This is a genomic window from Sporomusa sp. (assembly GCF_035561155.1).
In the GTDB taxonomy this organism is placed as follows: Bacteria; Bacillota; Negativicutes; order Sporomusales; family Sporomusaceae; genus Sporomusa.
On sequence record NZ_DATMYD010000126.1, the window covers coordinates 1 to 25027 of the forward strand.

The 25027-nt window shown below is 46.4% G+C and carries 30 protein-coding genes; 6 read left to right on the plus strand and 24 right to left on the minus strand.

Annotated features, from left to right (window positions below; all coding sequences use genetic code 11):
* Positions 1 to 382 precede the first annotated feature (382 nt).
* The 3 genes from VN447_RS17075 to VN447_RS17085 all read right to left on the minus strand — a co-directional run bounded on the left by VN447_RS17075 (position 383) and on the right by VN447_RS17085 (position 2984).
* Positions 383 to 1642, minus strand: a complete 1260-nt coding sequence (locus VN447_RS17075) for a L,D-transpeptidase family protein (RefSeq protein WP_325526554.1) — start codon at positions 1640 to 1642, stop codon at positions 383 to 385.
* A gap of 148 nt (positions 1643 to 1790) precedes the next feature.
* Positions 1791 to 2432, minus strand: a complete 642-nt coding sequence (locus tag VN447_RS17080) for a lactate utilization protein (protein WP_325526555.1) — start codon at positions 2430 to 2432, stop codon at positions 1791 to 1793.
* A 30-nt stretch (positions 2433 to 2462) separates the two neighbouring features.
* Positions 2463 to 2984: a hypothetical protein gene (locus tag VN447_RS17085; RefSeq protein WP_325526556.1), complete on the minus strand. Its 522-nt coding sequence runs from the start codon at positions 2982 to 2984 to the stop codon at positions 2463 to 2465.
* A gap of 208 nt (positions 2985 to 3192) precedes the next feature.
* Between VN447_RS17085 and VN447_RS17090 the strand changes: the two genes are divergently transcribed.
* Entirely contained in the window at positions 3193 to 3363 is a 171-nt protein-coding gene (locus VN447_RS17090) for a hypothetical protein (RefSeq protein ID WP_325526557.1), read from the plus strand.
* A gap of 24 nt (positions 3364 to 3387) precedes the next feature.
* Positions 3388 to 3513: a hypothetical protein gene (locus tag VN447_RS17095; protein ID WP_325526558.1), complete on the plus strand. Its 126-nt coding sequence runs from the start codon at positions 3388 to 3390 to the stop codon at positions 3511 to 3513.
* A 41-nt stretch (positions 3514 to 3554) separates the two neighbouring features.
* On the opposite strand, the gene VN447_RS17100 is transcribed toward VN447_RS17095, so the two are convergent.
* From VN447_RS17100 to nifH, 11 genes are read right to left on the minus strand one after another with little or no spacing between them, the layout of a single operon-like run.
* Positions 3555 to 4391 (minus strand): homocitrate synthase, encoded by an 837-nt coding sequence (locus VN447_RS17100; protein WP_325526559.1) that lies wholly within the window; start codon positions 4389 to 4391, stop codon positions 3555 to 3557.
* Positions 4392 to 4404: 13 nt separating this feature from the next.
* The gene (locus tag VN447_RS17105; RefSeq protein ID WP_325526560.1) at positions 4405 to 5454 is read right to left on the minus strand and encodes a homocitrate synthase/isopropylmalate synthase family protein; all 1050 of its coding nucleotides are present in this window, start codon (positions 5452 to 5454) and stop codon (positions 4405 to 4407) included.
* Positions 5455 to 5459: 5 nt separating this feature from the next.
* Complete coding sequence (locus tag VN447_RS17110; protein ID WP_325526561.1) at positions 5460 to 6077, minus strand: Fe-only nitrogenase accessory AnfO family protein; 618 nt, start codon at positions 6075 to 6077, stop codon at positions 5460 to 5462.
* Between the two features lie 20 nt (positions 6078 to 6097).
* Positions 6098 to 7339 carry a nitrogenase cofactor biosynthesis protein NifB gene (gene nifB, locus VN447_RS17115; RefSeq protein ID WP_325526562.1) on the minus strand — a complete coding sequence of 414 codons (1242 nt, stop codon included), beginning with the start codon at positions 7337 to 7339 and terminating at the stop codon, positions 6098 to 6100.
* On the minus strand, positions 7336 to 8697 hold the full coding sequence (locus tag VN447_RS17120; RefSeq protein ID WP_325526563.1) for a nitrogenase component 1: 1362 nt from the start codon (positions 8695 to 8697) through the stop codon (positions 7336 to 7338). Before VN447_RS17120 ends, nifB begins: the two co-directional genes overlap by 4 nt.
* Position 8698: 1 nt before the next feature.
* The gene (gene nifE / locus VN447_RS17125) at positions 8699 to 10045 is read right to left on the minus strand and encodes a nitrogenase iron-molybdenum cofactor biosynthesis protein NifE (protein WP_325526564.1); all 1347 of its coding nucleotides are present in this window, start codon (positions 10043 to 10045) and stop codon (positions 8699 to 8701) included.
* Positions 10046 to 10065: 20 nt separating this feature from the next.
* A complete protein-coding gene (gene nifK, locus VN447_RS17130) occupies positions 10066 to 11451 on the minus strand; it encodes a nitrogenase molybdenum-iron protein subunit beta (protein WP_325526565.1) in 1386 nt (461 codons plus the stop codon).
* A 1-nt stretch (position 11452) separates the two neighbouring features.
* The gene (gene nifD, locus VN447_RS17135; RefSeq protein WP_325526566.1) at positions 11453 to 13066 is read right to left on the minus strand and encodes a nitrogenase molybdenum-iron protein alpha chain; all 1614 of its coding nucleotides are present in this window, start codon (positions 13064 to 13066) and stop codon (positions 11453 to 11455) included.
* Positions 13067 to 13095: 29 nt separating this feature from the next.
* Complete coding sequence (locus VN447_RS17140) at positions 13096 to 13503, minus strand: P-II family nitrogen regulator (protein ID WP_325526567.1); 408 nt, start codon at positions 13501 to 13503, stop codon at positions 13096 to 13098.
* A gap of 16 nt (positions 13504 to 13519) precedes the next feature.
* Positions 13520 to 13846, minus strand: a complete 327-nt coding sequence (locus VN447_RS17145) for a P-II family nitrogen regulator (RefSeq protein WP_325526568.1) — start codon at positions 13844 to 13846, stop codon at positions 13520 to 13522.
* Positions 13847 to 13880: 34 nt separating this feature from the next.
* A complete protein-coding gene (nifH, locus tag VN447_RS17150; RefSeq protein WP_325526569.1) occupies positions 13881 to 14708 on the minus strand; it encodes a nitrogenase iron protein in 828 nt (275 codons plus the stop codon).
* Between the two features lie 570 nt (positions 14709 to 15278).
* On the opposite strand from nifH, the gene VN447_RS17155 reads away from it, so the two are divergent.
* Positions 15279 to 15470: a hypothetical protein gene (locus VN447_RS17155; RefSeq protein ID WP_325526570.1), complete on the plus strand. Its 192-nt coding sequence runs from the start codon at positions 15279 to 15281 to the stop codon at positions 15468 to 15470.
* A 48-nt stretch (positions 15471 to 15518) separates the two neighbouring features.
* Here the strand turns inward: VN447_RS17155 and VN447_RS17160 are convergent, their stop codons facing one another.
* From VN447_RS17160 to VN447_RS17175, 4 genes are all read right to left on the minus strand, one after another.
* The gene (locus VN447_RS17160) at positions 15519 to 16280 is read right to left on the minus strand and encodes a tRNA threonylcarbamoyladenosine dehydratase (protein WP_325526571.1); all 762 of its coding nucleotides are present in this window, start codon (positions 16278 to 16280) and stop codon (positions 15519 to 15521) included.
* 561 nt (positions 16281 to 16841) lie between these two features.
* Complete coding sequence (locus VN447_RS17165) at positions 16842 to 17870, minus strand: LacI family DNA-binding transcriptional regulator (RefSeq protein WP_325526572.1); 1029 nt, start codon at positions 17868 to 17870, stop codon at positions 16842 to 16844.
* Positions 17871 to 17876: 6 nt separating this feature from the next.
* The gene (locus tag VN447_RS17170) at positions 17877 to 18899 is read right to left on the minus strand and encodes a sugar kinase (protein WP_325526573.1); all 1023 of its coding nucleotides are present in this window, start codon (positions 18897 to 18899) and stop codon (positions 17877 to 17879) included.
* Between the two features lie 31 nt (positions 18900 to 18930).
* Positions 18931 to 19578 carry a bifunctional 4-hydroxy-2-oxoglutarate aldolase/2-dehydro-3-deoxy-phosphogluconate aldolase gene (locus VN447_RS17175; protein WP_414714926.1) on the minus strand — a complete coding sequence of 216 codons (648 nt, stop codon included), beginning with the start codon at positions 19576 to 19578 and terminating at the stop codon, positions 18931 to 18933.
* Positions 19579 to 19803: 225 nt separating this feature from the next.
* Here VN447_RS17175 and VN447_RS17180 point away from each other — a divergent pair, with 225 nt between their 5' ends.
* Together VN447_RS17180 and VN447_RS17185 are read left to right on the plus strand one after the other, a co-directional pair.
* Positions 19804 to 19992: a YjfB family protein gene (locus VN447_RS17180; RefSeq protein WP_325526574.1), complete on the plus strand. Its 189-nt coding sequence runs from the start codon at positions 19804 to 19806 to the stop codon at positions 19990 to 19992.
* Positions 19993 to 20085: 93 nt separating this feature from the next.
* Positions 20086 to 20643: a guanylate kinase gene (locus VN447_RS17185; protein ID WP_325526575.1), complete on the plus strand. Its 558-nt coding sequence runs from the start codon at positions 20086 to 20088 to the stop codon at positions 20641 to 20643.
* Positions 20644 to 20687: 44 nt separating this feature from the next.
* Here VN447_RS17185 and VN447_RS17190 read toward each other — a convergent pair whose 3' ends face one another.
* From VN447_RS17190 to VN447_RS17205, 4 genes are all read right to left on the minus strand, one after another.
* Positions 20688 to 20924 (minus strand): DUF1653 domain-containing protein, encoded by a 237-nt coding sequence (locus tag VN447_RS17190; RefSeq protein ID WP_325526576.1) that lies wholly within the window; start codon positions 20922 to 20924, stop codon positions 20688 to 20690.
* 23 nt (positions 20925 to 20947) lie between these two features.
* Positions 20948 to 21526 carry an ECF transporter S component gene (locus tag VN447_RS17195; protein WP_325526577.1) on the minus strand — a complete coding sequence of 193 codons (579 nt, stop codon included), beginning with the start codon at positions 21524 to 21526 and terminating at the stop codon, positions 20948 to 20950.
* Between the two features lie 70 nt (positions 21527 to 21596).
* The gene (locus tag VN447_RS17200; RefSeq protein ID WP_325526578.1) at positions 21597 to 21890 is read right to left on the minus strand and encodes a hypothetical protein; all 294 of its coding nucleotides are present in this window, start codon (positions 21888 to 21890) and stop codon (positions 21597 to 21599) included.
* A 174-nt stretch (positions 21891 to 22064) separates the two neighbouring features.
* Positions 22065 to 22544 (minus strand): hypothetical protein, encoded by a 480-nt coding sequence (locus VN447_RS17205; RefSeq protein ID WP_325526579.1) that lies wholly within the window; start codon positions 22542 to 22544, stop codon positions 22065 to 22067.
* 127 nt (positions 22545 to 22671) lie between these two features.
* Between VN447_RS17205 and VN447_RS17210 the strand changes: the two genes are divergently transcribed.
* The gene (locus VN447_RS17210) at positions 22672 to 22932 is read left to right on the plus strand and encodes an SH3 domain-containing protein (RefSeq protein ID WP_325526580.1); all 261 of its coding nucleotides are present in this window, start codon (positions 22672 to 22674) and stop codon (positions 22930 to 22932) included.
* 49 nt (positions 22933 to 22981) lie between these two features.
* On the opposite strand, the gene VN447_RS17215 is transcribed toward VN447_RS17210, so the two are convergent.
* Positions 22982 to 23671, minus strand: a complete 690-nt coding sequence (locus tag VN447_RS17215) for a YjbE family putative metal transport protein (RefSeq protein WP_325526581.1) — start codon at positions 23669 to 23671, stop codon at positions 22982 to 22984.
* Positions 23672 to 23941: 270 nt separating this feature from the next.
* On the minus strand, positions 23942 to 24898 hold the full coding sequence (gene metA / locus VN447_RS17220) for a homoserine O-acetyltransferase MetA (protein ID WP_325526582.1): 957 nt from the start codon (positions 24896 to 24898) through the stop codon (positions 23942 to 23944).
* Between the last annotated feature and the right edge of the window lie 129 nt (positions 24899 to 25027).

A 25027-nucleotide genomic window follows, 5' to 3' on the forward strand; every position in this document is an offset into this window, starting at 1 on the left:
TCTCCAATAAAGTGTATTTATTGAAGCCGTTTATCGGCTCATTAAATCAAAAAAAATGTTTTTGTTTGTGCTACAAGTAGCACAACGCACATCTGGCATTTTATGATGCATTACTTTACATTGTTCAGTTTTCAGGGAACGTTCTTGCATATTGGTTGTCGCATTCGCACTGCTGCTGAATTTGACAGCTTTTATATGTTATCACGTTTATTTCATCGTGTCAACATAATATATTTACTTCTTCTCTACTCCAAAGCTAACTGTACGTTACCTGTTTTGGAATATTTTGCCGCACCAATTGGCGACTTACTTATAATATCACGCCTCAATTGCCTATGTCAATCTACTTTATACAGGTAATTTTACCCAGGGTACTAGCTTTTCACAAATATTCTTCACCCGGATCAAGGTACATAGAGTAGTCAATAGGATACAGAGGATAGACCAGATCTATGATCTGCGTCTGGTCATCCCAGACGGCTGCCATATTATAGACTTTACCGATATCATTTATTGTTATAAACGGCTGTCCTCCGATAAGCTTAACAGGTGTCGGCTTGCCGTGTATAAGCAGTTCGGCCGTATTGGGCCGCCAGGTTACGCGCTCGCCTAACTCTTTTGCTACGGTAAGGGCCGGTATTGCCAAGGTATTGCCGATACGTTGAATATCACCTGACAGTATATGGCCATCAAATTTGGCAATAGGCAGCATCAGCTCTAGGCAGTTCTGGCTGTCATTCCAGATTTCCCGCCCACCGAACAATATTGGCAGATGATCAATATTAACATATACGGTATTGCCTCGTTTAACACCAGGAACCGTCTGGTTCTGACGGGTTACTGTCTGATTGCCTGCATTCCAGACTACGTTGGTACGTAAACTATCGGCCAGAGCCAAGACCGGTACATGCTTTTTACCTTTCCAGGATATTATCCGTTCAGGACGCAATGTCCCGTTTATCTTAAGATTATGGAGCTGAGCAAACATAACTTGACGGTCAGGAATAGTTTTAATGAGTGTCTGTAAAAACGCATCGTCAACTAAATCATCCAGACCCGCCTGCCCCAGCGCCGCTTTAACACCAGCTAGCGTCACTTTCTGCCGACTATATACATCAGGATAAATGCCAATAGACGCCTGCCCCTTTGTATCAATTCGTACTTTAATTCGCTCATACTCAATCTTGACCGGTGTGTCAGGGCCAACAAGTTCAAATATTTCTTCAGCATCTGCTTCCTGCATCCGTATACAGCCGTTAGAAACAGCCAGTCCTATTGACCAGGGAGCATTTGTGCCATGAATACCATACAATGAGCCAATCCCCATCCAACGATAACCCAAGGGATTGCTGGGCCCGGATGGCACGACATAGCCTTTGCCGGGGGGATACCACGCCGGATCGATCTCTTTGTCGATTATCGAGAATTCTCCAGTAGGCGTAGGAGTATCAGGTTTTCCAATGGCAACCTGATATTCCTTCACCAAAGCATTGCCCTTATACAGTTCCAGGGTACGGCTAGGAAGATTAACGATAATTTGAGGCAAAGCTTCCTGTGCCGCAGCCTGTGCGTGAGCTGGCAAAATAAATGCGATAAACCCAAAGATCAATAAGAGAGCCTGTTTCCATACCTGTTTACCCATGCAGCCATCCCCTTTTGTAAATGCCTAAGACAATAACATATATGAGGGGAGAGCCGCTGGTATTCGTTAATTATTCGTACAAGCCCCAAAAAAATTAAGGCAGTGCACGGTGTAGTGCGCTGCCTTGGAATTGGATATTCAGTGTTAATTAAAAACCTAATTCTTCCCCGATAATGATGATCTCTACATCGGTAACCGCCGGCTTCTTATGCATGACTGTAGTAACATTACATATCCGGGTTGGCCCTTGGCAGTCCATGCATTCACCTGTCACAGTACATGGGTTAGGGCGACTTAGACGCTTGTTGTTAATAGGAGCGGCAAACAGCTCAATCCGGTCCATCGCGGCATCAACATCAGTAACGATCTTATTTATGCCTGTAATAACAATAACCTTTTTGGGGCCAAAGATCATAGCAGCAACCCGGTTACCGGCGCCATCGACATTGACAAGTTCACCTTTTAAAGTCAGGGCATTAGTACTTGTTAAGAATACGTCACACGTCATTTGTTTGCGGCGCAGTGCCAGAGTCTCTTCCGGCGAGAGCCCTGGTTTATTATGGTTGAACACAGTGTTGCCCCGCTCTTCCAGCAAAGTATCAATCCCGACTTCTTTAATTGTCCAAGAGCCGCCTATGCCTACAGTAGCGTCACCAGGGATCAGCGCAGCCAATTTGTCTAACGCTTCTTGTCTGGTATTGACATAGGAGGCAGTAAATTTGTTCTTTTGCAGAGCTTCAACAACTTTGGCCGCAATCGTCTGGTTGTGCCAGTTTTTAAATTCACTCATTGAAATATGCTCCTCTCAACCTATAAGTTATTAGGAAATCATATGCACGCTGGCCATGTCTGCCATATCTTCGGCAGTATACTGGTTGTACACGATGTTTAAATGTTTAGCATAGGACAGACCATTAAAGCTACCATTAGCCTGGATCGTTATAACCTCGTTAAGCTTACCGGCAAATTCCGGAGTCATCGCCACTTCCCGTACGCCCCGGACAATACCGTCCCCAGCATCCACAAGGGTGACCTTGAGCGTAGCAGTATCTGCGACTTCTTCCGGATACACGCGAATCCCCCGCGGCACAGTGTGCCAGGAAAACGGTGCATCATTCCAGCTGTCGGTTCCAAACTTAAAGAGTAAAAAAATAATGGGGCCATCAATGTATATACTTAGCTCAGCGGCACCGTACTGAATATTTTCTACTTCCTGGTTAATAATTCCTGCTTTGACAATAACAAGCCCATGTCCGTCACTATCCAACCGATACATAATTTTTTCTTCCAGCTTGTCCTGGCCTGATTCGTACAGTTGTCCAACTTGGCCTGTTCGCACCATGCTCCACCACTTTTCCTATGTAGTCCCGATTACTATATTATACCATTGTCTTTATGGATAATAAACCAACCTGCGGGAGTTCGCATGCTGAATCTCATACATCAAAAATTGGCATAGAGAGCCGGTAATAATCTAGCGGTTGTTTTCGGAACACTATAGTAAGCGTTACATGTTCTAACGCTCAATAATTCCCTCAGGAGGTGATTTTGTGCTGATGCGCAAAATCATGGGTTGCAATGGTTGTATTGAAAGCAGCTCCTGTGAGTTTTCCTCAGAATTCTGCCCTAAAGCCGCGCTTGATCTCAGCCCTGACAACGACTTGGCTGCCGATCCCGTACTAAGAAAGTACCGGGAGCTCTACCAGCGCTTAGACAGATAACCTACTACAACAGGAGGTACTGCCGTGAAAACTACGATTAAATACGCTCACGGTAAAGGATTTAGTAAGAACCTGTCCTCAGTTACGGTGCTGGCGAGTCCGCGCACCAATCACCAAATCCAGGAAAACATCAAAAAGGCCCGCCCGTAAAGACTAATAAACGGACAGGCACATCAAATTTCTAGGATCGTTTAAAGTTCCGGTGGCAGAACAATCCGCCGGCCACTCAAGGCTGCTACTTGGCAGCCTATTTTTTTTACCAACGCCAAGTCGATTGTGCTTGGTATCCCGTATATCTCAATAAGCGCAGCTGCAACTTCCTCAAGCGAGGCATTACCTGCCCGCTCCCCAATACCGGCTGCCGTTACACTGGCAAATACTGCCCCGTTCTGTAAGGCGGCTAACGTATTGGTTGTAGCAAGACCAAAATCATTGTGAGCATGAAATTCTATTGGCAGCGGGCAGCGAGCAGTCAAGTCGGCCATGATCGCAGTGGTGGAAAACGGATCTAACAGACCCACTGTGTCAGCATAACGGATGCGCACAGCCCCCAGGCTGGCACTAAGTTCAGCAAGTTCAAGAAAGTGTTCGGAACTGGCCCTTGATGCATCTTCGGCGCCAACTGACACGTAGCAGCCATGGCTTTGCGCCAAAAGTATAGCACTCCTCAGTTGATTCAGCACCCACTCGCGGCTTTTCTTTAGCTTACGGTGGATATGAAGATCTGATACAGGAACAGATATATGCAAAAATTCAAAGCCACACGCGAGCGAGGCCTCAATATCTTCCCGGCACGCGCGATTCCAGGCAAATACCACTGCTTCTAGGCGGGCATCAAGAATAAAACGCATAGCTTCGGCTTCTTCCTGCCCCATGACCGGAGTACCGGCTTCGATCCAGGTTACCCCAGCCTTATCAAGCGCAGTGGCAATAGCCAGCTTTTCCATGGCCGTAAATACAATCCCGGCCGCTTGCTCGCCGTCTCGTAAGGTGGTATCAATCATGACACCCTGATTGAGTTCTTGCATATGTTTGCTCCTCTCAGCTTGATAGGTACAGGCGTCGTAATTCGTCATCGCTAATCGCCGTCTTTTGCCTGACAGCTAACGCCCGTACATTGGCAAGCAGCCTTCTAGTTTCAGCGTCTTCCAGTCGTATACCCCAAGCTGCGAACTTAGTTTTCAGTGCTGTAGTCCCTGAATGCTTGCCAATAATAAGCTGCCGGCTTAACCCTACCAGTTCTGGAGCAAACGGCTCATACAACCAAGGGTCTTTATTGACACCATCAACATGCAGCCCGGACTCGTGAGAAAAAATAGCCGGACCAATAATGGCTTTGTTCTCCGGTATCGTAAGTCGTAGCGCCGAGAGCACCTGCTGGCAGCCTGCCGCCAGATTAGGCGGTATCTCAACGTCCATTCCTGCTAGTTGTTTGGCGACCATAAGGGCCTCTTCCCAGGGAGCAAAGCCATCGATTCCGGCTACTGCCGTTACTACCAGCCTGACGCCGGCTTTCATCGCGGCCAGCGTATTACCAGTTGCCAAGCCATAAGCATTGCCGGCCTGGATACCAACAGGACAATTCAGGCTATTATTTAGAGCAGTTATTTGATCAAAGGTGGTAAACGAATGTCCCGTTCCTGCCTTATCACCATAAATAACGGCAGCTACCGGATAACTGCTGATCTTGGGCACAACAGCTAATAGTTCTGGTACTGCCAGACTGGCGAAGTCTTCTAAAAGCAACGTAACTTGTAATCCCCGCCTGCCGGCTTCAGCTATAACCGCTTCCAGCTTCACTGTAAAATCAGCCTGGCAAGCAACGCTAGCAGATACCACTACGTGTTTGATGCCTGCCTGCTCTACCCATTCGAGTTCACAAACCGATATGTCCAGCATACCGCAGAGTTCAAGGTACTGTTGCGCCCCAGACAAATCCGGACGATACCGCTGCCAATCCACCATGCAAATACCAGCCTGCCCAATCCCCAGTCTTGAAAGCAAGCTGGCAACCTCCGCCAGTTGGTCACTGGTAAACTGGCGCCTGACGGCTGCATTTAGTGTCTGATCAATCCAGGTTAGCTTGCTCATGTAAATCACCCGCAACTTTGTTTTTTAATTACCAGCTTAACGCCATCGGCAAGCCGCTCTACATTACAGTCAAATCGTCCGCTTACCCATTCAGCCTCCAACCAGGGGGGGATATGGCTGCATAAGACTTCTACATGATAAAAGCTGCCATTTAACAGTGGTTGCAGCACTTGCTTAGAGGTCAGTCCACTGCCGCTTTGCTGCAACTCTTTGAGCGATACCTGATAGCAGCCCGGCCCAGTCTCAACAACAGCCGGGGCTACAGCCTTCAGAGGCGCTGGCTGGCGTGCGGCTAGTTCTTCCTGAATTAACACATATTCCAGAAATTCTAGAGGACGGCCATCAAATTCCCAAATACTAAAACCGGCCTGTTCAAGTTCTTTGTATAAAAGACCGGAAACGGTCCGGGCAACAAACACACGGCATAGACCTACTAATTCAATCATCGCAGTCAGTTGTTGCCGCACTCCGGCCATACCGCTTGAGCGGTCAAGCTGAAACTTTGTCTCGCTGACCGGCTGCCATTTTCCCTTCTGGCGGCGGTAGACAATTACTTTTCCCGGTTCTTCCAGGGCGGCAGTACTGCCGTTTTCACCAACAAACACTGCTATTTCCCGCGCCATTTTACTACCTCCTTTTGCACCTAAACGGCGGCTGATTTTAAGTCAAGCTGCTCTGTGGCATAGCCAAGCCCGCTTTCCACTGTATAGCAATATTCGACTGACATGATACCCCGCTTTAAGAGCCGCTTTTGCGCCTGATAGCCAATGCGCATGGTCAACACAGCATCACAGTCAGCCAGCGCCATTAGCAGAGCGTCTTTCCGCCCATCTTCAGTGTCACAGGCAGCATTGCCGGAGCAATATTTTTCTAACTGGCGAGTCTCCACTAGTTCATAGCGGCTGCCATTAACCTGATAGATCTGAAACTCTTCAGCCTGACCGAAATGCAAATCAACCAACTTGCCAAATTTGCTGGTAACCGCAACCTTATAGTGAGGAACAAACGGTACTGGCTTGGGCTCAACCGGTTCCACTTGGCTGGCACAGCTTCTAAACTCATTGGCGCGATCTTGGCCTAGTAGGCCAATAGCATCAGCCCGACACTGGCGGCAATGACTCATTTGTCTCAGTTCACTGGCACAGGCTGCCCGAACGGCTGTAACATCACGCATGTTTGTCTGCGGCAGACCGGAAAACACACTGCCGGGCGCCGGGATAAAGGGCATGATATTTGTCATACAGGCCCCCAGCTGTTTTACTTTTTTTACAACCTCAGGCACATGCCAGTCATTAACCAGTTTTATCATAACAATGTTTACTTTGACGGTAACGCCATGTCCAGCCAGATACATAATCCCTTCCTGCTGGTTATTTAAGAGAATTTCGGAGCCCTCAGTTCCCACATAACGTTTACCCTGGTAATTCACCGTCCCATAAATTTGTGCTCCAACGACTGGATCAGTGCAGTTAGCGGTTACGGTTACGTGTCTGACGCCAAGCTTAATTAACTCCGGAGCGTATTCAGGCAATAGCAGACCATTTGTTGACAAGCAGATCAGAATGCGCGGATCAACCTTTTTTATAAGTTCAATTGTCTCCCTGGTTTCGTCCCAATTGGCCAAGGCATCTCCTGGGCCAGCGATACCGACTACGCTAAGATTAGGAATCTCTAATTTGACCCGTTCAAACTTCTCTTTCGCTTCCAGGGGTGACAGTATTTCGCTGGTTACCCCCGGACGGCTTTCGTTCACACAGTCAAACTTGCGGCTGCAGTAATTACAGCTAATGTTACACCGGGGAGCCACCGGCAAGTGCATGCGAGCATATTGATGTTGGGCTTGAGCTGAAAAGCAAGGATGTTTGTCGGTAAGCACGCTCGTCATAGAGCGGCCACCCCCTTTCTTTGGAGTTCAATTTTGGGCTGTTCAAAATATTTATTAAACATATTCTTACGGTAATCTTTGTATCTGTCTTCCAGCAGCGTGTTGGTAACCCGGTCTAAAAGAAATGCTGTGCCGCTATACCCTACAGATAAGAGGCGCTGTCCCCCTACCCGGTCATGGATGGGAAACCCTAACCGCACCAGCGGAATACCATCCCGCTCGGTAAGAAACCGCCCGTCAGAATGGCCGATTGCAATATTGACCTTACCGGCTTTGGCCTGCTCCTGTACTAAACTAAAATCAGGGTCTGACAGTACGACGGTCTCAGTTGTCATTTCATTTTGCGGCAGTAGCTTGGACAGATTCCCGCTTTTATCCCCAGTTGCCACGATTGGCCGAATGCCATTTTCCAAACAGAGCTGAGTAACGGCATACACCAGTTCCGGATCTCCAAAAATGGCGCATCGTCCAGCAAAGTTATATTTATGAGAATCAATCATGGCATCAATAAGCCGCCCCCGTTCGAGTTCGATAGCAGCCGGCCGTGTTTTACCACTGATGGCCTCAAGTACAGCCATAAAGGCGTCCGTGTTTTCAATACCAATTGGGATAGGCACAGAGTAGAGTGGTACTCCAAAGGTATCTTGCAGATACCTCCCTGGTGATACACTGTCTTCTATCGTGACACCCAATTCGATTGTCGCAGGTGCTCCACTCATGCGGCAGATATCGGCAACAGGTGTGCCGCCTGTCGGCAGCTTACTATATGCCGGAAGGTACGGCTGGTCCAATGTGTCAGAGATATCCGGGCACAGGGTATAATCAATATCCATAGCGCCCAGTAAGCGTTTTAGCTCACGAATGTCTGCCGGACTCATGCTGGGGATAATCACATTGACTTTGTTATGCCGCTCAGCAGGAGTTGCCAGCGTCTCAACAAGCCGCCTTACTGTCAGCCAGTAGCCCTCGCTGTGGCTACCGCCATAACCGGGCGTATTGGCAGCAATGATTGACATATCAAGATTGTTTTCCTGACGGTATTCTTTTACTATCCTGGCAATATCTTCGCCAATGGTCTCTGCCAGGCAAGTCGTAACAACGCCGATTAGCTTGGGCTGATATACCCTGTTAATGTTATCAAGTGCCTTGCGCAGATTGGATTCCCCGCCATATACCGTCCCTTTTTCATTTAGGGAAGAAGACCCGACATCAACAGGCTCGTTAAAGTGCTCTGCGATATGACGCCGCATATAGGTGCTACAGCCTTGTGAGCCATGAACAATAACCATAGCCCTTTCAATCCCTTTGAGCGCCAAAATTCCGCCCATGGGCATACACATATGACAAGGGTTTTCCATATCAGCCACCTCCTTTTGCAGCAGTATATTTCCATACCGGCGAACACAAGGTAGAGTACACTTCCTGCGCAAAGTTAACCGCGCCGTCATAACCGCTTAAGGGATGTTTGCGATCATGGTTATGGTCAATAAATGCCAGCCCCAGCTTATAGGCCAGCGGTCGTTCTTTTACGCCGCCGACCAACAGATGGGCACCCTGACTTGTCATAAACCGTTCCAGTTCGGCCGGATTGGCATCATCCAAAATAACGGTGCCATCAGTAACCAGTTCATGGATGGTATCGTACTCCTCGCGCCGCCCGGTTTGGGTACCAATCATCACAACCTCAATACCAATCTCCCTGAATTGTTTGATTAGGGAGATGGCTTTAAAGCCGCCGCCGACATAGACGGCTGCTTTTTTGCCTTCAAATTTTTCCCGGTATCTGCTAATAAGGGGCAACACCCGGTCAGTCTCCCGGCGAATGAGAACTTCGGCCCTAGCCCGGATCTCACCGCCGCCCATAGCATCAGCAATACTACGAAGGGATTTTGCTGTATCCTCTACCCCTAGAAACGACACCTGCATATAGGGTATGCCGTACAGTTCCTGCAATTGGGCGGCCAGGTAGTTCATCGACCCTGCACACTGGACGATATTAAGTGATACGTTAGCCGCTCCCTTAAGCGTCGTACTGGTTGAGTCACCAGTGAATACCGTATTCACTTTTATCCCCATTTGTGCCAAATAGTCTTTGATAATCCAGGCTTCGCCTGCCAGGTTAAAGTCTCCTAAGTAGTTGATCGCGGCAGCTTCGTACCGGTCAACCGGGTCAATAAGTTTCAAAAGTGCCTCACAGGCTGCCCGGTAACCGGCTGATTTGTTACCGATAAAGCCACTTGACTCTACAGGGATAATCTCAATATTGTTCCTGCTGGCAGCAGCCTTACAAATAGCTGCCAAATCATCGCCAATTACCCCGACAATACAGGTTGAATACACAAACATCAGTTTTGTCGGGTGTTTAGCCACAAGTTCATCAATGGTTTTGGCCAGCTTCTTTTCACCGCCAAAGATGATGTCCTGTTCACGTAAATCGGTAGAAAAACTATTGCGGTAGAGTTCTGAGCCGCTGGATAGGCTGCCGCGAATATCCCAGGTGTAGCTGGCGCAGCCGACCGGGCCATGAACCAGATGGATGGCGTCGGTAACCGGATTAAGCACCACTCTGGCACCACAGTATACACAAGCCCGCTGACTGACACAGCCAGCAATGCTGTCAGAATCACACTTCAACGAATTTTTACGCCGCCCTTTAGTGGATATAAACTGCTCTCGTTCCGAAATGGCTACAGTCGTCTCGCTCATTTGCTTCACCTCCAGTCTACTTACATGACAAGTTCGAAATCTTCGTCAGCAGCATCACGGTCAGCCCGTTCTAAGAGTGCACCGCTAATACTTTCAATCAGCCGCATAGCTCCCCGATAGCCGACAATCGGCAGGTAGGAATGAACACTGCGGTCCAGGACAGGAAACCCAACCCGTACTAAGGGAATATCTTCTGCGCGTGCAATATATTTTCCATAGGTGTTTCCGATAATGAGGTCAACTGGCTGGTTCTTGATCCACTGGTGCAGTGCAAACAGATCGCCACCCGCCTTAACGTTGGCGGTAATCCCGGCCTGAGTCAAAAGTTCCTTAACGTCATCCTCAAAACTACCGACAGCTGAACCCATAGCTCCCCCCGGAGTACCTGTCAGAACATGCAGTGGCACCATACCCAAGCTGAGAACAAATTCAGTAAGCCCGGTGACAACATCAGGATCGCCAAAGATGGCTACTGTTTTACCATGAAAGTGAAAATGGGTATCTGTCATAATGTCTACTAACTGACCCCGCTCTTCTTCCAACTCTGCCGGAACTTCCTGGGCAAAGGTCCGACGTAAAGCTAACAACAAAGAGTCTGTTGCCTTAATACCAATCGGAGTCTTTAAGACTGCTGCCGGAACCTGACATTTCTTAACCAGCGCCTCTGCCGCATCGCCGGACGCAAACCGTCCGAGTGCAAGGGTTACTTTGGAATTACCACTGTCTTTGATTTGGGCTACAGTAGCACCACCTTTAGGGTACATGGCAAACTTGCCTGTCATCGGCGCATCCATAACACCGGAGGTGTCTGGGAACATGATGAACTTAATACCCATAGCCTTGACAATACGTTTAATTTCCCGCATATCGCCAGGGTTAACAAACCCTGGAATAATGTTCACTTGTTCTTTTTTTACCGGGGAAGTAGCCTCGGCAATATAGGTAACCATTCCCTTGGTCATATTGGAGAAACCAGTAATATGGGACCCCTGATAGCTTGGGGTGTTGGCGTGGATGACCAGCTTACCCTCAGGAACCTCTGCAGATTTAATAATACTGGGGATATCATCGCCGATGGTTTCAGTGAGGCAAGTAGTATGAATGGCCATAACTTCCGGGTTATAAATAGAAAAAACATTTTTAATAGATGTTTTTAGGTTAGCACCGCCGCCAAATACCGAAGCCCCTTCGGTGAAGCTAGATGTTGATGCCATAGCCGGTTCCCGGAAATGCCGTGAAAGGTGCATACGATGGAAAGAACAGCAGCCCTGCGAGCCGTGGCTGTGTGGCAGGCAGCTATGAATCCCGAGCGCAGCGTACATCGCGCCAATGGGCTGGCAAGTCTTTGCAGGGTTGATTACTGCGCCGTTGCGTTGTTTTATCTCTTTTGGTGTACAGTCCAGCATATTAGGCCACTCCTTCCTCGTTTACAGTACCGCTGAGCAGAGGTTCATCCTGCCATGGCGGGACTATGAAGTTCCAAGTAGGGGAAGCAAAACCCATGCTTACATCCCTGGCGAAATTTACTGCGCCGTTGAAACCGGCGTATGGGCCGCTATAGTCGTATGAATGGAGCTGTTTAGCTGGGATACCCATCTTTTGAATAACATATTTATCTTTAATACCTGAGGCAAAAATATCTGGTTTCAAGAGCTTGATAAACTCTTCTGTCTCAAAGTGATTGAGATCATCGACAATAATGCTGCCGTCTTTCATTTCTGCATTCATACCAGCATAATAGCTGAGTGGAATCTTCTTCTTCAATTCTTCCATCTTTTCCGGCGATACCTTCAGACGAAAACGCCGTTCGTCAGTGGTAACATGCAGTTCAGGAATGTTCTTCGTATCAGCATCGGTTTTGATAGTGGGAATTACTTGGCGCCCCTCATAGTCGTCCCGATGCGCAAATTCATAGCCGGCCAGCACGGTTTCGATACCTAATTCAGCAAAAAGACCCTGATAGTGATGACCGCGGGAACCACCCACAAAGCAGAAGGCTGTTTTGCCGTCGCAAATCTTTTTGTACTGATCCATCAAGGGTTCAACGCGAGCCACTTCCCGGGCGATAACTTCCTCGGTTTTTTGGATAAGCGCCTCGTCCCCGAAGTACAATGCCATGTTCCGGAGGGACTCAGTCGTTCCGTTGACACCAATGAAATTAACTTTGAGCCAGGGGGTTCCGTATTTAATCTCCAACATTTCTGCAATATAGTTGATGGAGCGGTGGCATTGCACCAAATTGAGTTCAGCCGTATGGGCGTTCCTTAAATCTTTATAGGTGCCATCGCCAGTCATAACCGAAACGATGGTATAGCCGATTTCTTTTAGAACTCGCTCAATCTCCCAGCTATCGCCACCGATGTTATACTCCCCCAGGATATTGATTGCATATTTGCCAGGAGCCTCTTCCATATCAGAGGCGCCGATTACCCTGTCCATGAGGATGTTATTGGCGATATGGTGACCTGCAGACTGACTGACACCTTTATAGCCCTCACAGCTAAAAGATAGTACGGGAATACCATGCCGGCCCTCAGCCGCTTTGGCTACCGCCCCCACATCGTCTCCGATAAGGCCTACCGGACAAGTAGCAGAAACTGTAATGGCTTTCGGATGGAAGATTTCTACCACATCATCAATAACCTTAGCCAGCTTTTTTTCGCCGCCAAATACGATGTCACTTTCCTGCATATCTGTGGAGAAACTATAGTTAAGGAAGTATTGGCTGGGATCATCGTTTTTGGCTTTATTGCGGCGCGTACCCCAGGTATAATAGGCACAACCAATTGGGCCATGGGTAATATGAACCATATCTTTCAGCGGGCCAAGCACTACGCCTTTACAACCGGCGTAGGCACAGCCGCGGTTAGTGATTATTCCAGGAACAGTTCGGGTGTTGGCTTCAATGATTTGAGCTGCATGCTCTCCATCCTTGATCAAAATATGTTTCTTTCGGTTTTTCTGGACTTTGGATGGATATTGGTCTAGAATTTCCTGTAATTCTTTTTCAGTAACAGCCATGCTGCTTTACCCCCTTTACACCTTGCTATTTATACTGCTTCTTCGCCAGATTCGCCAGTACGAACCCTAATCGCGTCCAGCATTGGTACGACTATGATTTTCCCGTCTCCCACCCCGTTTTCGGTGCGGTTGGCGGACATAATAGCATCTATAATTGTGGTGACGTCTTCGTCGTGGGCCAAGATGGTAAATAATCGCCGTGGGAACAACCGATGCCCGTCAAGAAAACCGTCAATCAACACCTCTGCATCTTGTTCATCAGCGCCGGCCATCGCCATCATCTTGGCTTTCCGTTCGGCTACAATCGCCGGGTCATCTATTAATTGGCCACGGCCCATTACCTTAAAGGCGGTGAAACCGGCCACGCCAGCGTCTACCAGAGCTCTCTTCGTAGCGCCCGTTTTATTCATGCGCACGATGGCAATGATCTCTTTCATGGTATCACCCCTCCTTTTACAGTTCTTTCATGCCGCTCGATACGGTGTATACCTCGGAAACTGGGCTGACGAAAATTTTACCGTCGCCGTAAGCTCCCTTTTCCCCTGTTTTAGCTGCTTCCATGATGACTTTAACAATTTCTTGTTTGTACTCTGCCCTTACAGCCATTAACAAGAGGCTTTTAGGAATCTCATCATATACGACACCGCCAATTTTGATGCCCTTTTGTTTACCACGTCCGACAACGTCTACAACGGTAACAGCATTAAATCCGGCTGCCGACAGTTCGGCCAATACCTCGTCTTTTTTGTCCGGTCTGATGATTGCTCTAATTAATATCACAACACTCACTCCTTCTTTTTATCGTCGGTCGGATTTAGGCGATGGCATCAAGAAAACCGTGCTGCATCATCAATTCTTCCAGACGGTCCTGGGTCATAGGTTTAGGGATAACAAACATTTTGTTTTGATCAATGGCTTTAGCCAGGTTACGGTATTCCTCGGCTTGACCAGCCTCAGGTTCAAAGTCAATAACTGTCTTTTTATTGATTTCAGCCCTTTGGACAACATTATCACGCGGTACAAAGTGAATGAGCTGCGAACCAAGCTCTTCAGCAAATGCCTTTAAGAGTGGTAATTCATTATCTACTTTCCGGCTGTTGCAGATGATACCGCCAAGCCGGACTTTACCTGATACGGCGTACTTCTGAATGCCTTTCGCAATGTTATTAGCCGCATAAAGAGCCATCAATTCACCTGATGCTACAATATATATCTCTTCGGCTTTGCCTTCACGGATCGGCATAGCAAATCCGCCGCAGACAACGTCGCCTAATACGTCATAAAACACATAATCAAGTTCGTCAGTATAAGCTCCCAGTGATTCAAGCATATTGATGGAAGTAATTATGCCGCGTCCAGCGCAGCCTACACCTGGTTCAGGGCCGCCTGACTCAACACAAAGGGTATTTTTATATCCAGGCTTTAAAATATCTTCAAGATCAATATCGTCGCCTTCATCACGCAGTGTATCAAGCACTGTCTTTTGACAAAGTCCGTTTAGTAGCAAGCGGGTTGAGTCAGCCTTCGGATCACAGCCAACCACCATTATTTGTTTCCCGGCCTCAGCCAATGCGGCCACGGTGTTTTGAGTAGTAGTCGATTTACCTATACCGCCTTTACCATAAATAGCAACCTGTCTCATTTAAAATTCCTCCCTATTTTTACTTAATGAGATAGTCTGGCTTTCCGGGTTTATGTTGAAAAATGTTAGTGTGTAGAATATAATGAAGATGGGCATGTCAATAAACCCTTGCCGCCACTTGGGGAATGTGATTTTGCCCCCGGCTTCACGGGTACTCGTAATACGCGTGAAGCCTTTTATTATGCGCGAAAGCCGATCACCTCCTTACATTGCTGAAAAAAAGACAAGGGCTTACCGCATTAGTAAATGCAGTAAGCCTCATTGCTTTTGAATCATATTCTTTTTGAAAAATAAAAAGCTATAGGCAGAAAAACTGCGCCATAGCTCCATTGCTGATAACCAAATATTGATTAGCACAACTATAACATAGATAAAACTCCCCTGCAATAGCTTACAATAATTTTGGAAAATTAAGTTTTCTACAATTTTGGACAACCTAAAACTTTTCATTGCATTTCTGTAAATATCCAGCTATAATCCCTATATGAAAATTAAGGGGCGAGTAAAACCTGCTCCCCCCAGCCACAGCAGACTATCTAAAATTTCCGATAAGATGGAGGCCTAATCTAAATGGAATCTGACAAAGATCCAGTACACGACCTATTAACAGCAATCGTATCTTCACTCAACAACACCCTCTATGACCTAGCGGCTGAAAACGAGAGAGGTGGTAGCAAAGTAACAGCCAAACGCCTCGAGTTTTCCCGCCAAAAGGTCATGAGCGCGTGGGAAGTATACAATCAAAACCGGATCGGCAAATGAGTACAAAAAAAGAAGCTTTATGGGTTAGTTACACCCATAAAGCTTCTTTTATACTCTGCCGAACACAATATCCTTAACCACTTCGCCTGCAATAATCAGACCGACTACTGACGGTACAAAGGCAATGCTGCCTGGAATCTGGCGGCGTGTTGTACATTTGCGTGTTGTCCCCTGCGGGCAGACACACCCTACGCTGCAGCTCGAATTCTCCGTTTCAAAAGGCGTAAGCGGCTCTTCCTTAGAATAGACTACCTTAAGTGAAGTGACTCCTCGCTTCCTTAGCTCCTGCCGCATTACCTTGGCCAGCGGACAAACCGAAGTGTTGAAGATATCGGTCACTTCAAACTTGGTTGGGTCCAGTTTATTACCGGCTCCCATAGAGGAGATGACCGGAATGTTTCTGGCTTTGGCCTTCATTACCAGATCAAGTTTTCCGGTAACTGTGTCGATGGCGTCTACAATGTAGCTGTAGTCATCGGCTAATAGTCCTTCTGCCGTGTCTGGCATATAAAACTCTTGAAAGATAGTTACCTCAGCCTTGGGGTTTATTTCCAGAATGCGATCACGCATCACTTCAATTTTAGGTTTACCGATTGTTTTTCTGGTAGCATGTAGCTGCCGGTTAATATTAGTCAGGCAAATACAATCGTCATCCACCAGGACAAACTTGCCCACACCGGAACGGACCAAGCCTTCAACAACAAATGTGCCTACTCCGCCGATGCCGAAAATGGCGACTTTGCTTTGCGCCAATTTTTGTAGGCCCTCTGCGCCAATTAACAATTCGGTCCGGGAAAACTCATGCAGCATATTGTCACCCTTTACATTCATTAGTCTTGCATTTTATTAGTGTAGCAAAATCCCCCAGACCAGTCAACAGCCGCTACCGCCTACTTTCGAGAAACTCGGGGTTTAATCGTCTTACCACATTTCGGACAAATATGAATCCCTTCTTGGTCGACTTCCATAACCGCACCGCATTGAATATGAACCAGCATCCTGCCACCTCCTAAATTAATCCCACAATAAACAGTATATGAGAATTAGAGAAAAATAGACCAAGATAATTTTTGGTAGAAAAAAAGCCTTCCGACAGCACCGGAAAGCCTTTCACGTATTCTACGGTTCCACATATACTAATGAAGGATTTTTGCTGGCAACAAGCCTATATGTTTCACCGTCTGCGCCAATTTGCTGCACTAGCCAGTCGCGGTTTAAGTCCTCCCGCACAATTGTACTAGTGTCGGAAACAAACTATATACAAATTATTGTACCACGTTAATAATTTCTTTGCAATGTGCAATGTCCAGGCAAAAATAAAAAAGGTAAGGGCTAGCTCAACTGAACTATTCCTTACCTTTTACATTTAACTTATTCTGCTTCTTGTTCGCCACACGATTTACGCTTTATTAGCTCCGGTTTAAACATAACAGTTGCCGGCCTTTTAGGCGGTCGCGCGGCTTTCAGGCGTTTTATCAGCATTGTAGCAGCTTTATTGCCCATGTCATACACTGGCTGGGCAACAACAGTAATTGGCGGCTCAATAAGTTCAGCCCAATCCCAGTCATCAAAGCCAAGCACGCTGACTTTGTCAGGTATGGCCAGTCCCATCTTTTTCAGGGCTCTAACCACTGACATAGTAATCAGATTATTGGCGCAGAAGATTGCTGTCGGTTTTGCATCGCTGTCCCCTGCTCCAACCAGTTCCTGCAGTTTAGCTGCAATATCCGCCTCTGCAATACCAGTGCGTATCAGCCATTCCTCCCGGACAGGCAACCCGTGGCCAGCCAAAGCGGCTTGATACGCTTGCACCCGTTCCAGGCGAGGGCTGACATGATCGTACGGCAGAGTAAACATGGCAATCCGGCGGTGACCCAATGCAACCATATGGTCGATAGCCTGCCGAACGCCGCTGGCGCTATCGACGGTCACAGTATCTACGCCAATTTCCGGAGCCTTCCTGTCAATCAGAACAACCGGAGTGTGTTGATTTACTTGAGCGATAAGGCTATTATTGCAGCCGGTAGTATTCACAATTAACCCGTCAATCTGCTTATCTACAAGCATGTTGACATAGTCGCGCTCTTTGACTGGGTCGTCGTCGGCATTGCACAGGATAAGATTAAAGCCCGCTTCTTGCAGCGTATCTTCAATCCCCCGGATGATACTGGTAGAGAAGGGATTTAAGATGTTGGCGACAATCGCTCCTACTGTATGGGTACGTTTTTGCTTGAGGCTACGGGCCAACGCATTGGGCCGATAATCAAGTTCGGCTATAACCTGGGCAATACGGTCCCGGGTGTCTACTCCCATATGGTCGTACAAACCGTTTAAATATCTGGATACCGTACTTTTGGAGACACCTGATCTCCTGGCAACCTCAGCAATAGTTACAGGCATTTCCGGTTACCGCTGTACGCGTCCTGAACCGTCGCCACCCATCAGCGCTTTCACTTCGCTGACTGTTACATGGTTATGGTCGCCTTCGATAGTATGCTTGAGGCAGGAAGCAGCTACAGCAAACTCAAGTGCGTCACCATTAGAGTAGTTGTTCATAAGCGCATAGATTAAGCCGCCGCCGAACGAGTCGCCGCCGCCTACGCGATCAACTATGTGGATGGCATAATTACGGGAGAAATAGAATTCGTCATCTTTATACAGCATAGCCGCCCAGTTGTTGTCAGAAGCCGAGATGCTACCGCGCAGGGTAATGGCTACGGCTTTAAAACCAAACCGTTCTTTGAGCTTCTTGGCAACATCTTTATAGCCTTCATGGCTGAGCTTGCCGCCGGTAATATCGGTATTGTCGGCTTTAATGCCAAACACTTTTTCAGCGTCTTCTTCGTTGGCAATGCACACGTCAACGTAAGGCATGAACTGAGCCATAACCTTACCGGCTTTTTCGCTTGTCCACAGGTTTTTGCGGAAGTTGAGATCACAGCTAGTAGTCAGCCCAGCTTCTTTAGCGGCTTTACAAGCGTCCAACACACATTCAGCAACATCGTCGCCGAGAGCTGGAGTAATGCCGGTAAAGTGGAACCAGGTAGCGCCTTCAAAGATTTTTTTCCAGTCGAAGTCTTCCTTCTTCGCGCCCGAAATGGAAGAGTGCGCACGATCATACACTACCTTGGAGGGACGTTGGGAAGCTCCTTTTTCGCAGAAGTAGATGCCCAGACGCTCGCCGCCTCTAATCATGTGACGGGTGTCAACACCATAACGGCGCATTTCGTTAACAGCAGCCTGGCCGATAGGATTCTCAGGAACCTTGGTTACAAATACAGCGTTTTCGCCATAGTTAGCCAACGATACGCATACATTAGCTTCGCCGCCGCCATAAACGGCTTCAAAACTGGGGGTTTGTTCAAAACGCTGGTAGCCAACAGGAGCCAAACGGAGCATAATCTCACCAAAACATACTACTTTCTTCACAATATACACCTCTTAAAATGTAGTTATATAATTACTTGCCACGAGCCTGACGGACTTTTTCAATAAACTGCTTGCCAATCTCAGTAATCGACTCATAATCGCCTTTTTTGGCGCCAGCAGTCAGATTGCCGCCAACACCGACAGCTACACAACCTGCTTTAATCCAGTCTTGCACGTTGTCAAGGCTAACACCACCTGTTGGCATAACCGGAGCCTGAGGCAACGGTCCCTTAAGCGCTTTTACGAACGATGCGCCCAAAGCTTCACCAGGGAATAATTTAATAATATCAGTACCTGCTTCCATGGCTTCAACGACTTCTTTAATCGTCATGCATCCTGCCATGATGGGAACTTGGTAGCGATTACACAGTTTAACGGTTTCAAGGTTAAACGACGGGCTGACAATATACTGAGCGCCTGCCAGAATGGCGACACGGGCAGTCTCTGGATCAAGTACAGTGCCTGCACCAATAATTATTTCACCATTTTTATAAGTAGCGGCAAGATCCTTAATTACTTCAGCAGCACCAGGTACAGTAAAGGTAATCTCAATCGCAGCAACTCCACCTTTGAGGCAAGCATCAGCAATTTTTACAGCCTGTTCGGAGGTCTCAGCACGAACAACAGCGACTACGCCAGAGTCCATGATTTTTTGCAGCACATTTAATTTTGGTATCATATGAATCATCCTTCCTTCATGTAAATCGGTTTAGGAAACCGGTTTACTAAGCTAATAATTGCTTATATTAGCTATTTTTTTAAATATTCCTGCTTCATTTTGGCATGATAGCAATAAAAATATACATACTGCAGGTAACCTAAAGTCACAGCATCTTTTCCGGCATTGACTTACGCTCCCCCGCAGGGGTATAATTTACATATAATAGTAACGGAGGCAACTAATATGGATATTGCAGCGCTTTCCGCAGCAGTCTCGCAAGCGAGTGTTAGTAATCAAGCCAGTCTTTTGGTCATGAAAAAGGTCATGGACACTGCTACCACGCAAAACCAAGGCCTAATTGAGCTGCTCCCGGCAACAGCTTCCCGTATCTCACCGCCCCATTTAGGCAACAGTATCGATATTTCTGCGTAGCTTGAGCCGGAAAGCTTCTGGATAAACCAGAAGCTTTTTTGTACCCCACTCTCTTTCACCGACAAAACTAACTATTTAGAAAGTGCAGGATTTATGAATAAAATATATGCGCTTATAGGTCCGCCAGCTTCTGGAAAGACCAGTATCCAGAAAGAGCTTGCACAATATGGAATTCCCGAAATACTTAGCCATACCACACGGAAACCCAGGGCTGGCGAGCAGCATGGCATCCACTACTACTTTGTGAGTAAAGAGGAATTCCAAAAAACCGAGATTATCGAACGGGTTGAATACTCGGGCAGTTTGTACGGACTAAGTAAGGCAGAGGTATTAGACAGGGTCAATCGGCACCCGGTAAGCACGGTAGCTGTTGAAGCACAAGGCTTTTCCCAGATGAAAAAGCTACTTGCCAACCGGGTTGAATCGATATTCATTATGGTTGACTATGATACAGTTCTTAGCCGTATGCTGGAACGCGGCGATAATCACGACCTGATTAACCGCCGTATAGAGTATGCCAACAGTACTGGCGAGTTTAACAACTGGCAAACAGCCAACTATGTAGTAAAAAACACCGGTTCACTGGAGGTAGCCGTACGCCAGATACTGGCGATTATTGGCACGTTAACACCTAACCCCAAAATTGTTTAATAAATAAGAAAGGCCGCCAAGGCGGCCTTTCTTTTCGGTATTTATCAGTCAATTTCTAGCACGAGAGCAAACCGGGGAACTTCCTTACCTTCAACTATAATGCTTTCACAAAACATTGCCTTTGGTCTTACCCACAGACCATATTCTCCATACAATGCCCGGTAAACCACCATCGGTTCAAGGTTTTCGCTATGCGCAGCCTCACCAATCACTTGGTACTGCTTTCCCTTATAATGCCGGTAAATACCGGGTTTTATTTTGTCCGGCTTTGATTCAGTCATAGTATAGCCTCCTCAAATCCCTGTTAGTGTAAAACAGGCGATACTTTTTTGTATACCAGCATCGTAATTGCCGAAACAACGATTCCTTTGAATAGGTTAAATGGCACTATGGCAAAAACGATAAACGTTTTTAAATCAATAATTAGCGGGTTCGCCAATCTTCCCATACTGACGATGGCCTCAGGCGGAAGGTGTAGCGCAGCTTGATATAACGGTATTAACACCCAGTAATTTAGGGCTGCTGCCGCCAGCGTCATAGACATCGTTCCAACCGTAAGCGCAATTATCGCCCCTGTCCGATTCTTTTTACCCTTATAAATGAAAGCAGCTGGCACAACCAGAAACGTTCCCACGAAAAAATTTGCCATCTCACCAATCCCCGCCGTCTGTGTACTGCTCAAATGAATCAGGTTTTTTAGCAGCACAATCAGGCAGCCAGCGAGCGGTCCAAGCGCAAAAGCGCCAATGATGGCCGGTATTTCACTAAAATCGAGTTTCAAAAAACCAGGCATAAAGATAACCGGAAGCTCTAGTACCATCAAGATCGCGGCAGCACTGGCTAGAATCGCGATTCGTGTTGTATAGGCCAAGTTAGTATGCAAATTCCTGCCTCCTTACATCTATTTTAATAGCATGACATCTTATCGTTTAATAATATCCCTTGCTAATAAATCAATGCAAAGCCTGAGGGTTATCCACCACAGAATTATGTAATGCCACAGCAACAAATTCAGTAAGCGCGGTTTCCATCACAGTCTCATGAACTGCCATAATATCAGACATCTCCAAACCGTGCCGAATACTCATGTAGTCAAATACACGGGCCAGCCCCTCGGCATACACCCCCTGAACCTCCTCCGGCATTTTACCCCTAAGCACATCATAATAGAGTATTCCATAGCGCTTGCTAATATCTCGCAAATGGAGGGCCAGCAAATACTTATAATCTTCTATCGGATCTGTCATAGGCTCCCTGCCTTTCTCTCATTGATAGCTCAATGAGCTTCTCAGCCTGCTTATACTTATGTATTCGCACCTAATTACGAAATCCCTACATACTATGCTGTCCAACAAATAAATTATTGGACAGAAAAATACCCTTACAGCATCATTTAGACTGTAAGGGTAAGGGTATCTATTCTAGCTTCTAACTATCTCGCTAATTATTAATACTTTCAACCACGAAACAAAGAAGTCGTCATGGGTTTCATAGCTTCTGTAGTCATCGCGAATAAACATAAATTTTCCGTTACGCATAAAGCCGACACTCACTAACTCATCTGAGTCGTTGTAAAATAATATAGCGTTTCTTACGCGTTTGCCATTATAAAAGAAACCTCTACCGTCTTCATCCCGCCATTTATAAGCGTGTAATCCGGGAAAGCGATCACTTAGTCTGTGATCATAAATGCGTTCCATGTTATGCCTTGAAGCCCTATCTCTGTCACGGCGTTCGTGCCATTTAAACGGCAAAGACCGCTCTGATACAGAGTAGGATTGTTGCCATCTGCCATTATTAAATTGCGATTCTGACCAGTCGTGATGACGTTCCTTAGCACTTGCTGTGGAAGACATCGCCAATACAAAAATCGCCAGAAGCAAAAGCACCATTTTTTTCATTGCTACCGACCTCCTTTTTGTTAATTCTATCCACTAAATGTGACAAAACTATGACAGCTCAGATAGGACTTAAGGTTTAATTTGTTGAATTCTATAGAGCATCACCATTTTGCAGTCTGGAGGCATTATGAAAAAAATAAAATTCATGTTAGGAATTATTGTTTTATTTGTCTTTACAGCAGTAACCAATACCGACCAAATAAAAATGTTTTCCGAACCAAGACCGGCTAGCACTATTATAGAGGTTTTAAGATTAGGCGATGTAGTTAAGGTATATCAAAAATCCCCAGACGGATACTATTGGGAAGTCGAACACAAGGGAAACCACGGGTGGATCATCTTCAAATATTTAAGTCCGAAAGACCATAGATATAGCACTGAAGCATAACGCCTCAGTGCTATAAATCTTTCTATGTTCTCTGCCTTACTCTCCGGCCTTACTGCTCACTCTGGCCCCTTTCATCAACGCGGGATTTTGTCATCGCTTCTCTCCAAGCCTTGAAAGAAATACCCAGCGCGATGAAAGCCGATATACCGGTATGGCTGATGCCCAAGTATCCTAATAATGGTACTACGCTTGAATCTGACGCAATGATGCCACCTGCTGTCCAACCTAAAAAAACTGAACCTATCCAGATAAGGACCGGAAACCGCTCAAGCAGACTGGCAACAAGGCTGCTACCCCACATAATTATGGGGAAACTCACCAATATTCCTAGGCTCAACAGTATAGCATTGTTACCGGCAACAGCGGCAACGGCCAGCGTGTTATCCAGGCACATAACCAGGTTAGCTACTGCAATTAATCTGATAGCAGACCATATGTTCCCACACTGACTTTCTATTGCACCAACGCTGTCGCCGCAGTCATCACTGCTGATCATTTTTGCTGCGATCAAAGCTAGCACAACTCCACCGACAATTTTTAAGTATTGTATACTAAGGAGTAAAGAAGCCATGTACGTAAGACCGATCTGCAAAACTACCGCACAAAGACTTCCCCAGCGGACAGCTCTTTGCCGGTACTCAGGTGCAAGACGTCTGCTAGCCATGGCGATGGCTAACGCGTTATCACTAGAAAGCAGCAGATTAATTGTCACAACACTAAATAACATTGACCATTCCACAATACCGCCTCCTCTTCAAATTCATATCTGCGAACCGCTCAACAAACAAATAAAAAAACCAGGTTATTCTGTCTCGCGACAAAACAAACCTGGAATCCAGACCATTATAACCATTTGTTATTCGCAAATGGCTGTAGTCTTAATTGTTTGTTTAAGCACTTGAGGTTAGGGTATCCCCTTACCTTCCGTACAAATATGTTTTTTGAATACATTATACCATCAGCATACCATATTACTATAAATAAGAAAATAGGGAAAATTTAATTTTTTCTAAATTCCATCCCCGTAAAGCCCGCTTAAATCATCTGAATCAGTCAGTTTATCAAGATCAAATGGTGTTCCTTGATATACATAATAATTAAGCCAGTTAGAAAACAGTAGATTAGCTGCACTCCGCCAGCGAACCACCGGCGTTTGCTGCGGATCGTCGTTAGGGTAATAATTAGCCGGAATATTGATTGGCAGCCCTTGCGCAACATCCCTGTCATATTCAGCTTTGAGCGTCAGTGGATCATACTCGGAATGACCAGTGATAAATACATGCCGGTACTTTTTGTCTGTTACTGCATAAATACCCGCTTCTGTCGATTCCGAGAGTATGCAAAGTTGCGATACCTTCTCAATGTCTTCTCGTCTTATTTCTGTATGACGGGAGTGAGGCACGTAGAAAACATCATCAAAACCGCGAAACAACATTTTTTCTTTGATATTTACCGTGTGTGGAAATACACCAAACATTTTCTTCGGTATGTCATATTTAGGAATACCGTAGTGATGATACAAGGCCGCTTGAGCTCCCCAACAAATATGGAGCGTCGAATACACATTTCGTCTGCTCCACTCCATAATTTCACATAACTCATTCCAATAAACGACTTCTTCAAAAGGGATTTGCTCCACTGGCGCCCCGGTAATAATCATGCCATCATATTTACGGTTTTTCACTTCATTAAAGGTTTCATAAAATTTAACCAAGTGCTCCTGCGGAGTATTCTTCGGTTCATATGTTGCTGTGTACATGAAATCAAACTCTACCTGCAGCGGAGAATTCCCCAACAACCGGAGCAATTGCGTTTCTGTGACTATTTTTGTGGGCATCAGATTTAATAGCAATATACGAAGCGGACGTATGTCTTGCGCATAGGCGCGATCCTCGTCCATTGCAAAAATATTTTCCTTTTCGAGGATGTTGACAGCCGGCAAATTATTAGGAATTTTTATAGGCATATTTCCCGCTCCTTTGTGTTGAGTCTCTGCTTGCAGTACATAGTTCTTTTTTCAGTTACATACATGTATACCCAAAAGGCCCTATTTGCCGCGATTGACAAATAAAGCCTTTTTTTAACGTTTTTTATA

What these genes read in the sequence shown, in the direction of transcription:
- VN447_RS17075 (WP_325526554.1), bottom strand. Translation starts at nt 1,642, where the DNA reads ATGGGTAAACAGGTATGGAAACAGGCTCTCTTATTGATCTTTGGGTTT.
- VN447_RS17140 (WP_325526567.1), bottom strand. Translation starts at nt 13,503, where the DNA reads ATGAAAGAGATCATTGCCATCGTGCGCATGAATAAAACGGGCGCTACG.
- VN447_RS17105 (WP_325526560.1), bottom strand. Translation starts at nt 5,454, where the DNA reads ATGAGCAAGCTAACCTGGATTGATCAGACACTAAATGCAGCCGTCAGG.
- VN447_RS17100 (WP_325526559.1), bottom strand. Translation starts at nt 4,391, where the DNA reads ATGCAAGAACTCAATCAGGGTGTCATGATTGATACCACCTTACGAGAC.
- nifB (WP_325526562.1), bottom strand. Translation starts at nt 7,339, where the DNA reads ATGACGAGCGTGCTTACCGACAAACATCCTTGCTTTTCAGCTCAAGCC.
- VN447_RS17120 (WP_325526563.1), bottom strand. Translation starts at nt 8,697, where the DNA reads ATGGAAAACCCTTGTCATATGTGTATGCCCATGGGCGGAATTTTGGCG.
- VN447_RS17080 (WP_325526555.1), bottom strand. Translation starts at nt 2,432, where the DNA reads ATGAGTGAATTTAAAAACTGGCACAACCAGACGATTGCGGCCAAAGTT.
- VN447_RS17165 (WP_325526572.1), bottom strand. Translation starts at nt 17,870, where the DNA reads ATGCCTGTAACTATTGCTGAGGTTGCCAGGAGATCAGGTGTCTCCAAA.
- VN447_RS17155 (WP_325526570.1), top strand. Translation starts at nt 15,279, where the DNA reads ATGGAATCTGACAAAGATCCAGTACACGACCTATTAACAGCAATCGTA.
- nifH (WP_325526569.1), bottom strand. Translation starts at nt 14,708, where the DNA reads ATGAGACAGGTTGCTATTTATGGTAAAGGCGGTATAGGTAAATCGACT.
- VN447_RS17085 (WP_325526556.1), bottom strand. Translation starts at nt 2,984, where the DNA reads ATGGTGCGAACAGGCCAAGTTGGACAACTGTACGAATCAGGCCAGGAC.
- metA (WP_325526582.1), bottom strand. Translation starts at nt 24,898, where the DNA reads ATGCCTATAAAAATTCCTAATAATTTGCCGGCTGTCAACATCCTCGAA.
- VN447_RS17160 (WP_325526571.1), bottom strand. Translation starts at nt 16,280, where the DNA reads ATGCTGCATGAGTTTTCCCGGACCGAATTGTTAATTGGCGCAGAGGGC.
- VN447_RS17110 (WP_325526561.1), bottom strand. Translation starts at nt 6,077, where the DNA reads ATGGCGCGGGAAATAGCAGTGTTTGTTGGTGAAAACGGCAGTACTGCC.
- VN447_RS17190 (WP_325526576.1), bottom strand. Translation starts at nt 20,924, where the DNA reads ATGACTGAATCAAAGCCGGACAAAATAAAACCCGGTATTTACCGGCAT.
- VN447_RS17185 (WP_325526575.1), top strand. Translation starts at nt 20,086, where the DNA reads ATGAATAAAATATATGCGCTTATAGGTCCGCCAGCTTCTGGAAAGACC.
- VN447_RS17210 (WP_325526580.1), top strand. Translation starts at nt 22,672, where the DNA reads ATGAAAAAAATAAAATTCATGTTAGGAATTATTGTTTTATTTGTCTTT.
- nifE (WP_325526564.1), bottom strand. Translation starts at nt 10,045, where the DNA reads ATGAGCGAGACGACTGTAGCCATTTCGGAACGAGAGCAGTTTATATCC.
- VN447_RS17180 (WP_325526574.1), top strand. Translation starts at nt 19,804, where the DNA reads ATGGATATTGCAGCGCTTTCCGCAGCAGTCTCGCAAGCGAGTGTTAGT.
- VN447_RS17205 (WP_325526579.1), bottom strand. Translation starts at nt 22,544, where the DNA reads ATGAAAAAAATGGTGCTTTTGCTTCTGGCGATTTTTGTATTGGCGATG.
- nifK (WP_325526565.1), bottom strand. Translation starts at nt 11,451, where the DNA reads ATGCTGGACTGTACACCAAAAGAGATAAAACAACGCAACGGCGCAGTA.
- VN447_RS17175 (WP_414714926.1), bottom strand. Translation starts at nt 19,578, where the DNA reads ATGATACCAAAATTAAATGTGCTGCAAAAAATCATGGACTCTGGCGTA.
- nifD (WP_325526566.1), bottom strand. Translation starts at nt 13,066, where the DNA reads ATGGCTGTTACTGAAAAAGAATTACAGGAAATTCTAGACCAATATCCA.
- VN447_RS17200 (WP_325526578.1), bottom strand. Translation starts at nt 21,890, where the DNA reads ATGACAGATCCGATAGAAGATTATAAGTATTTGCTGGCCCTCCATTTG.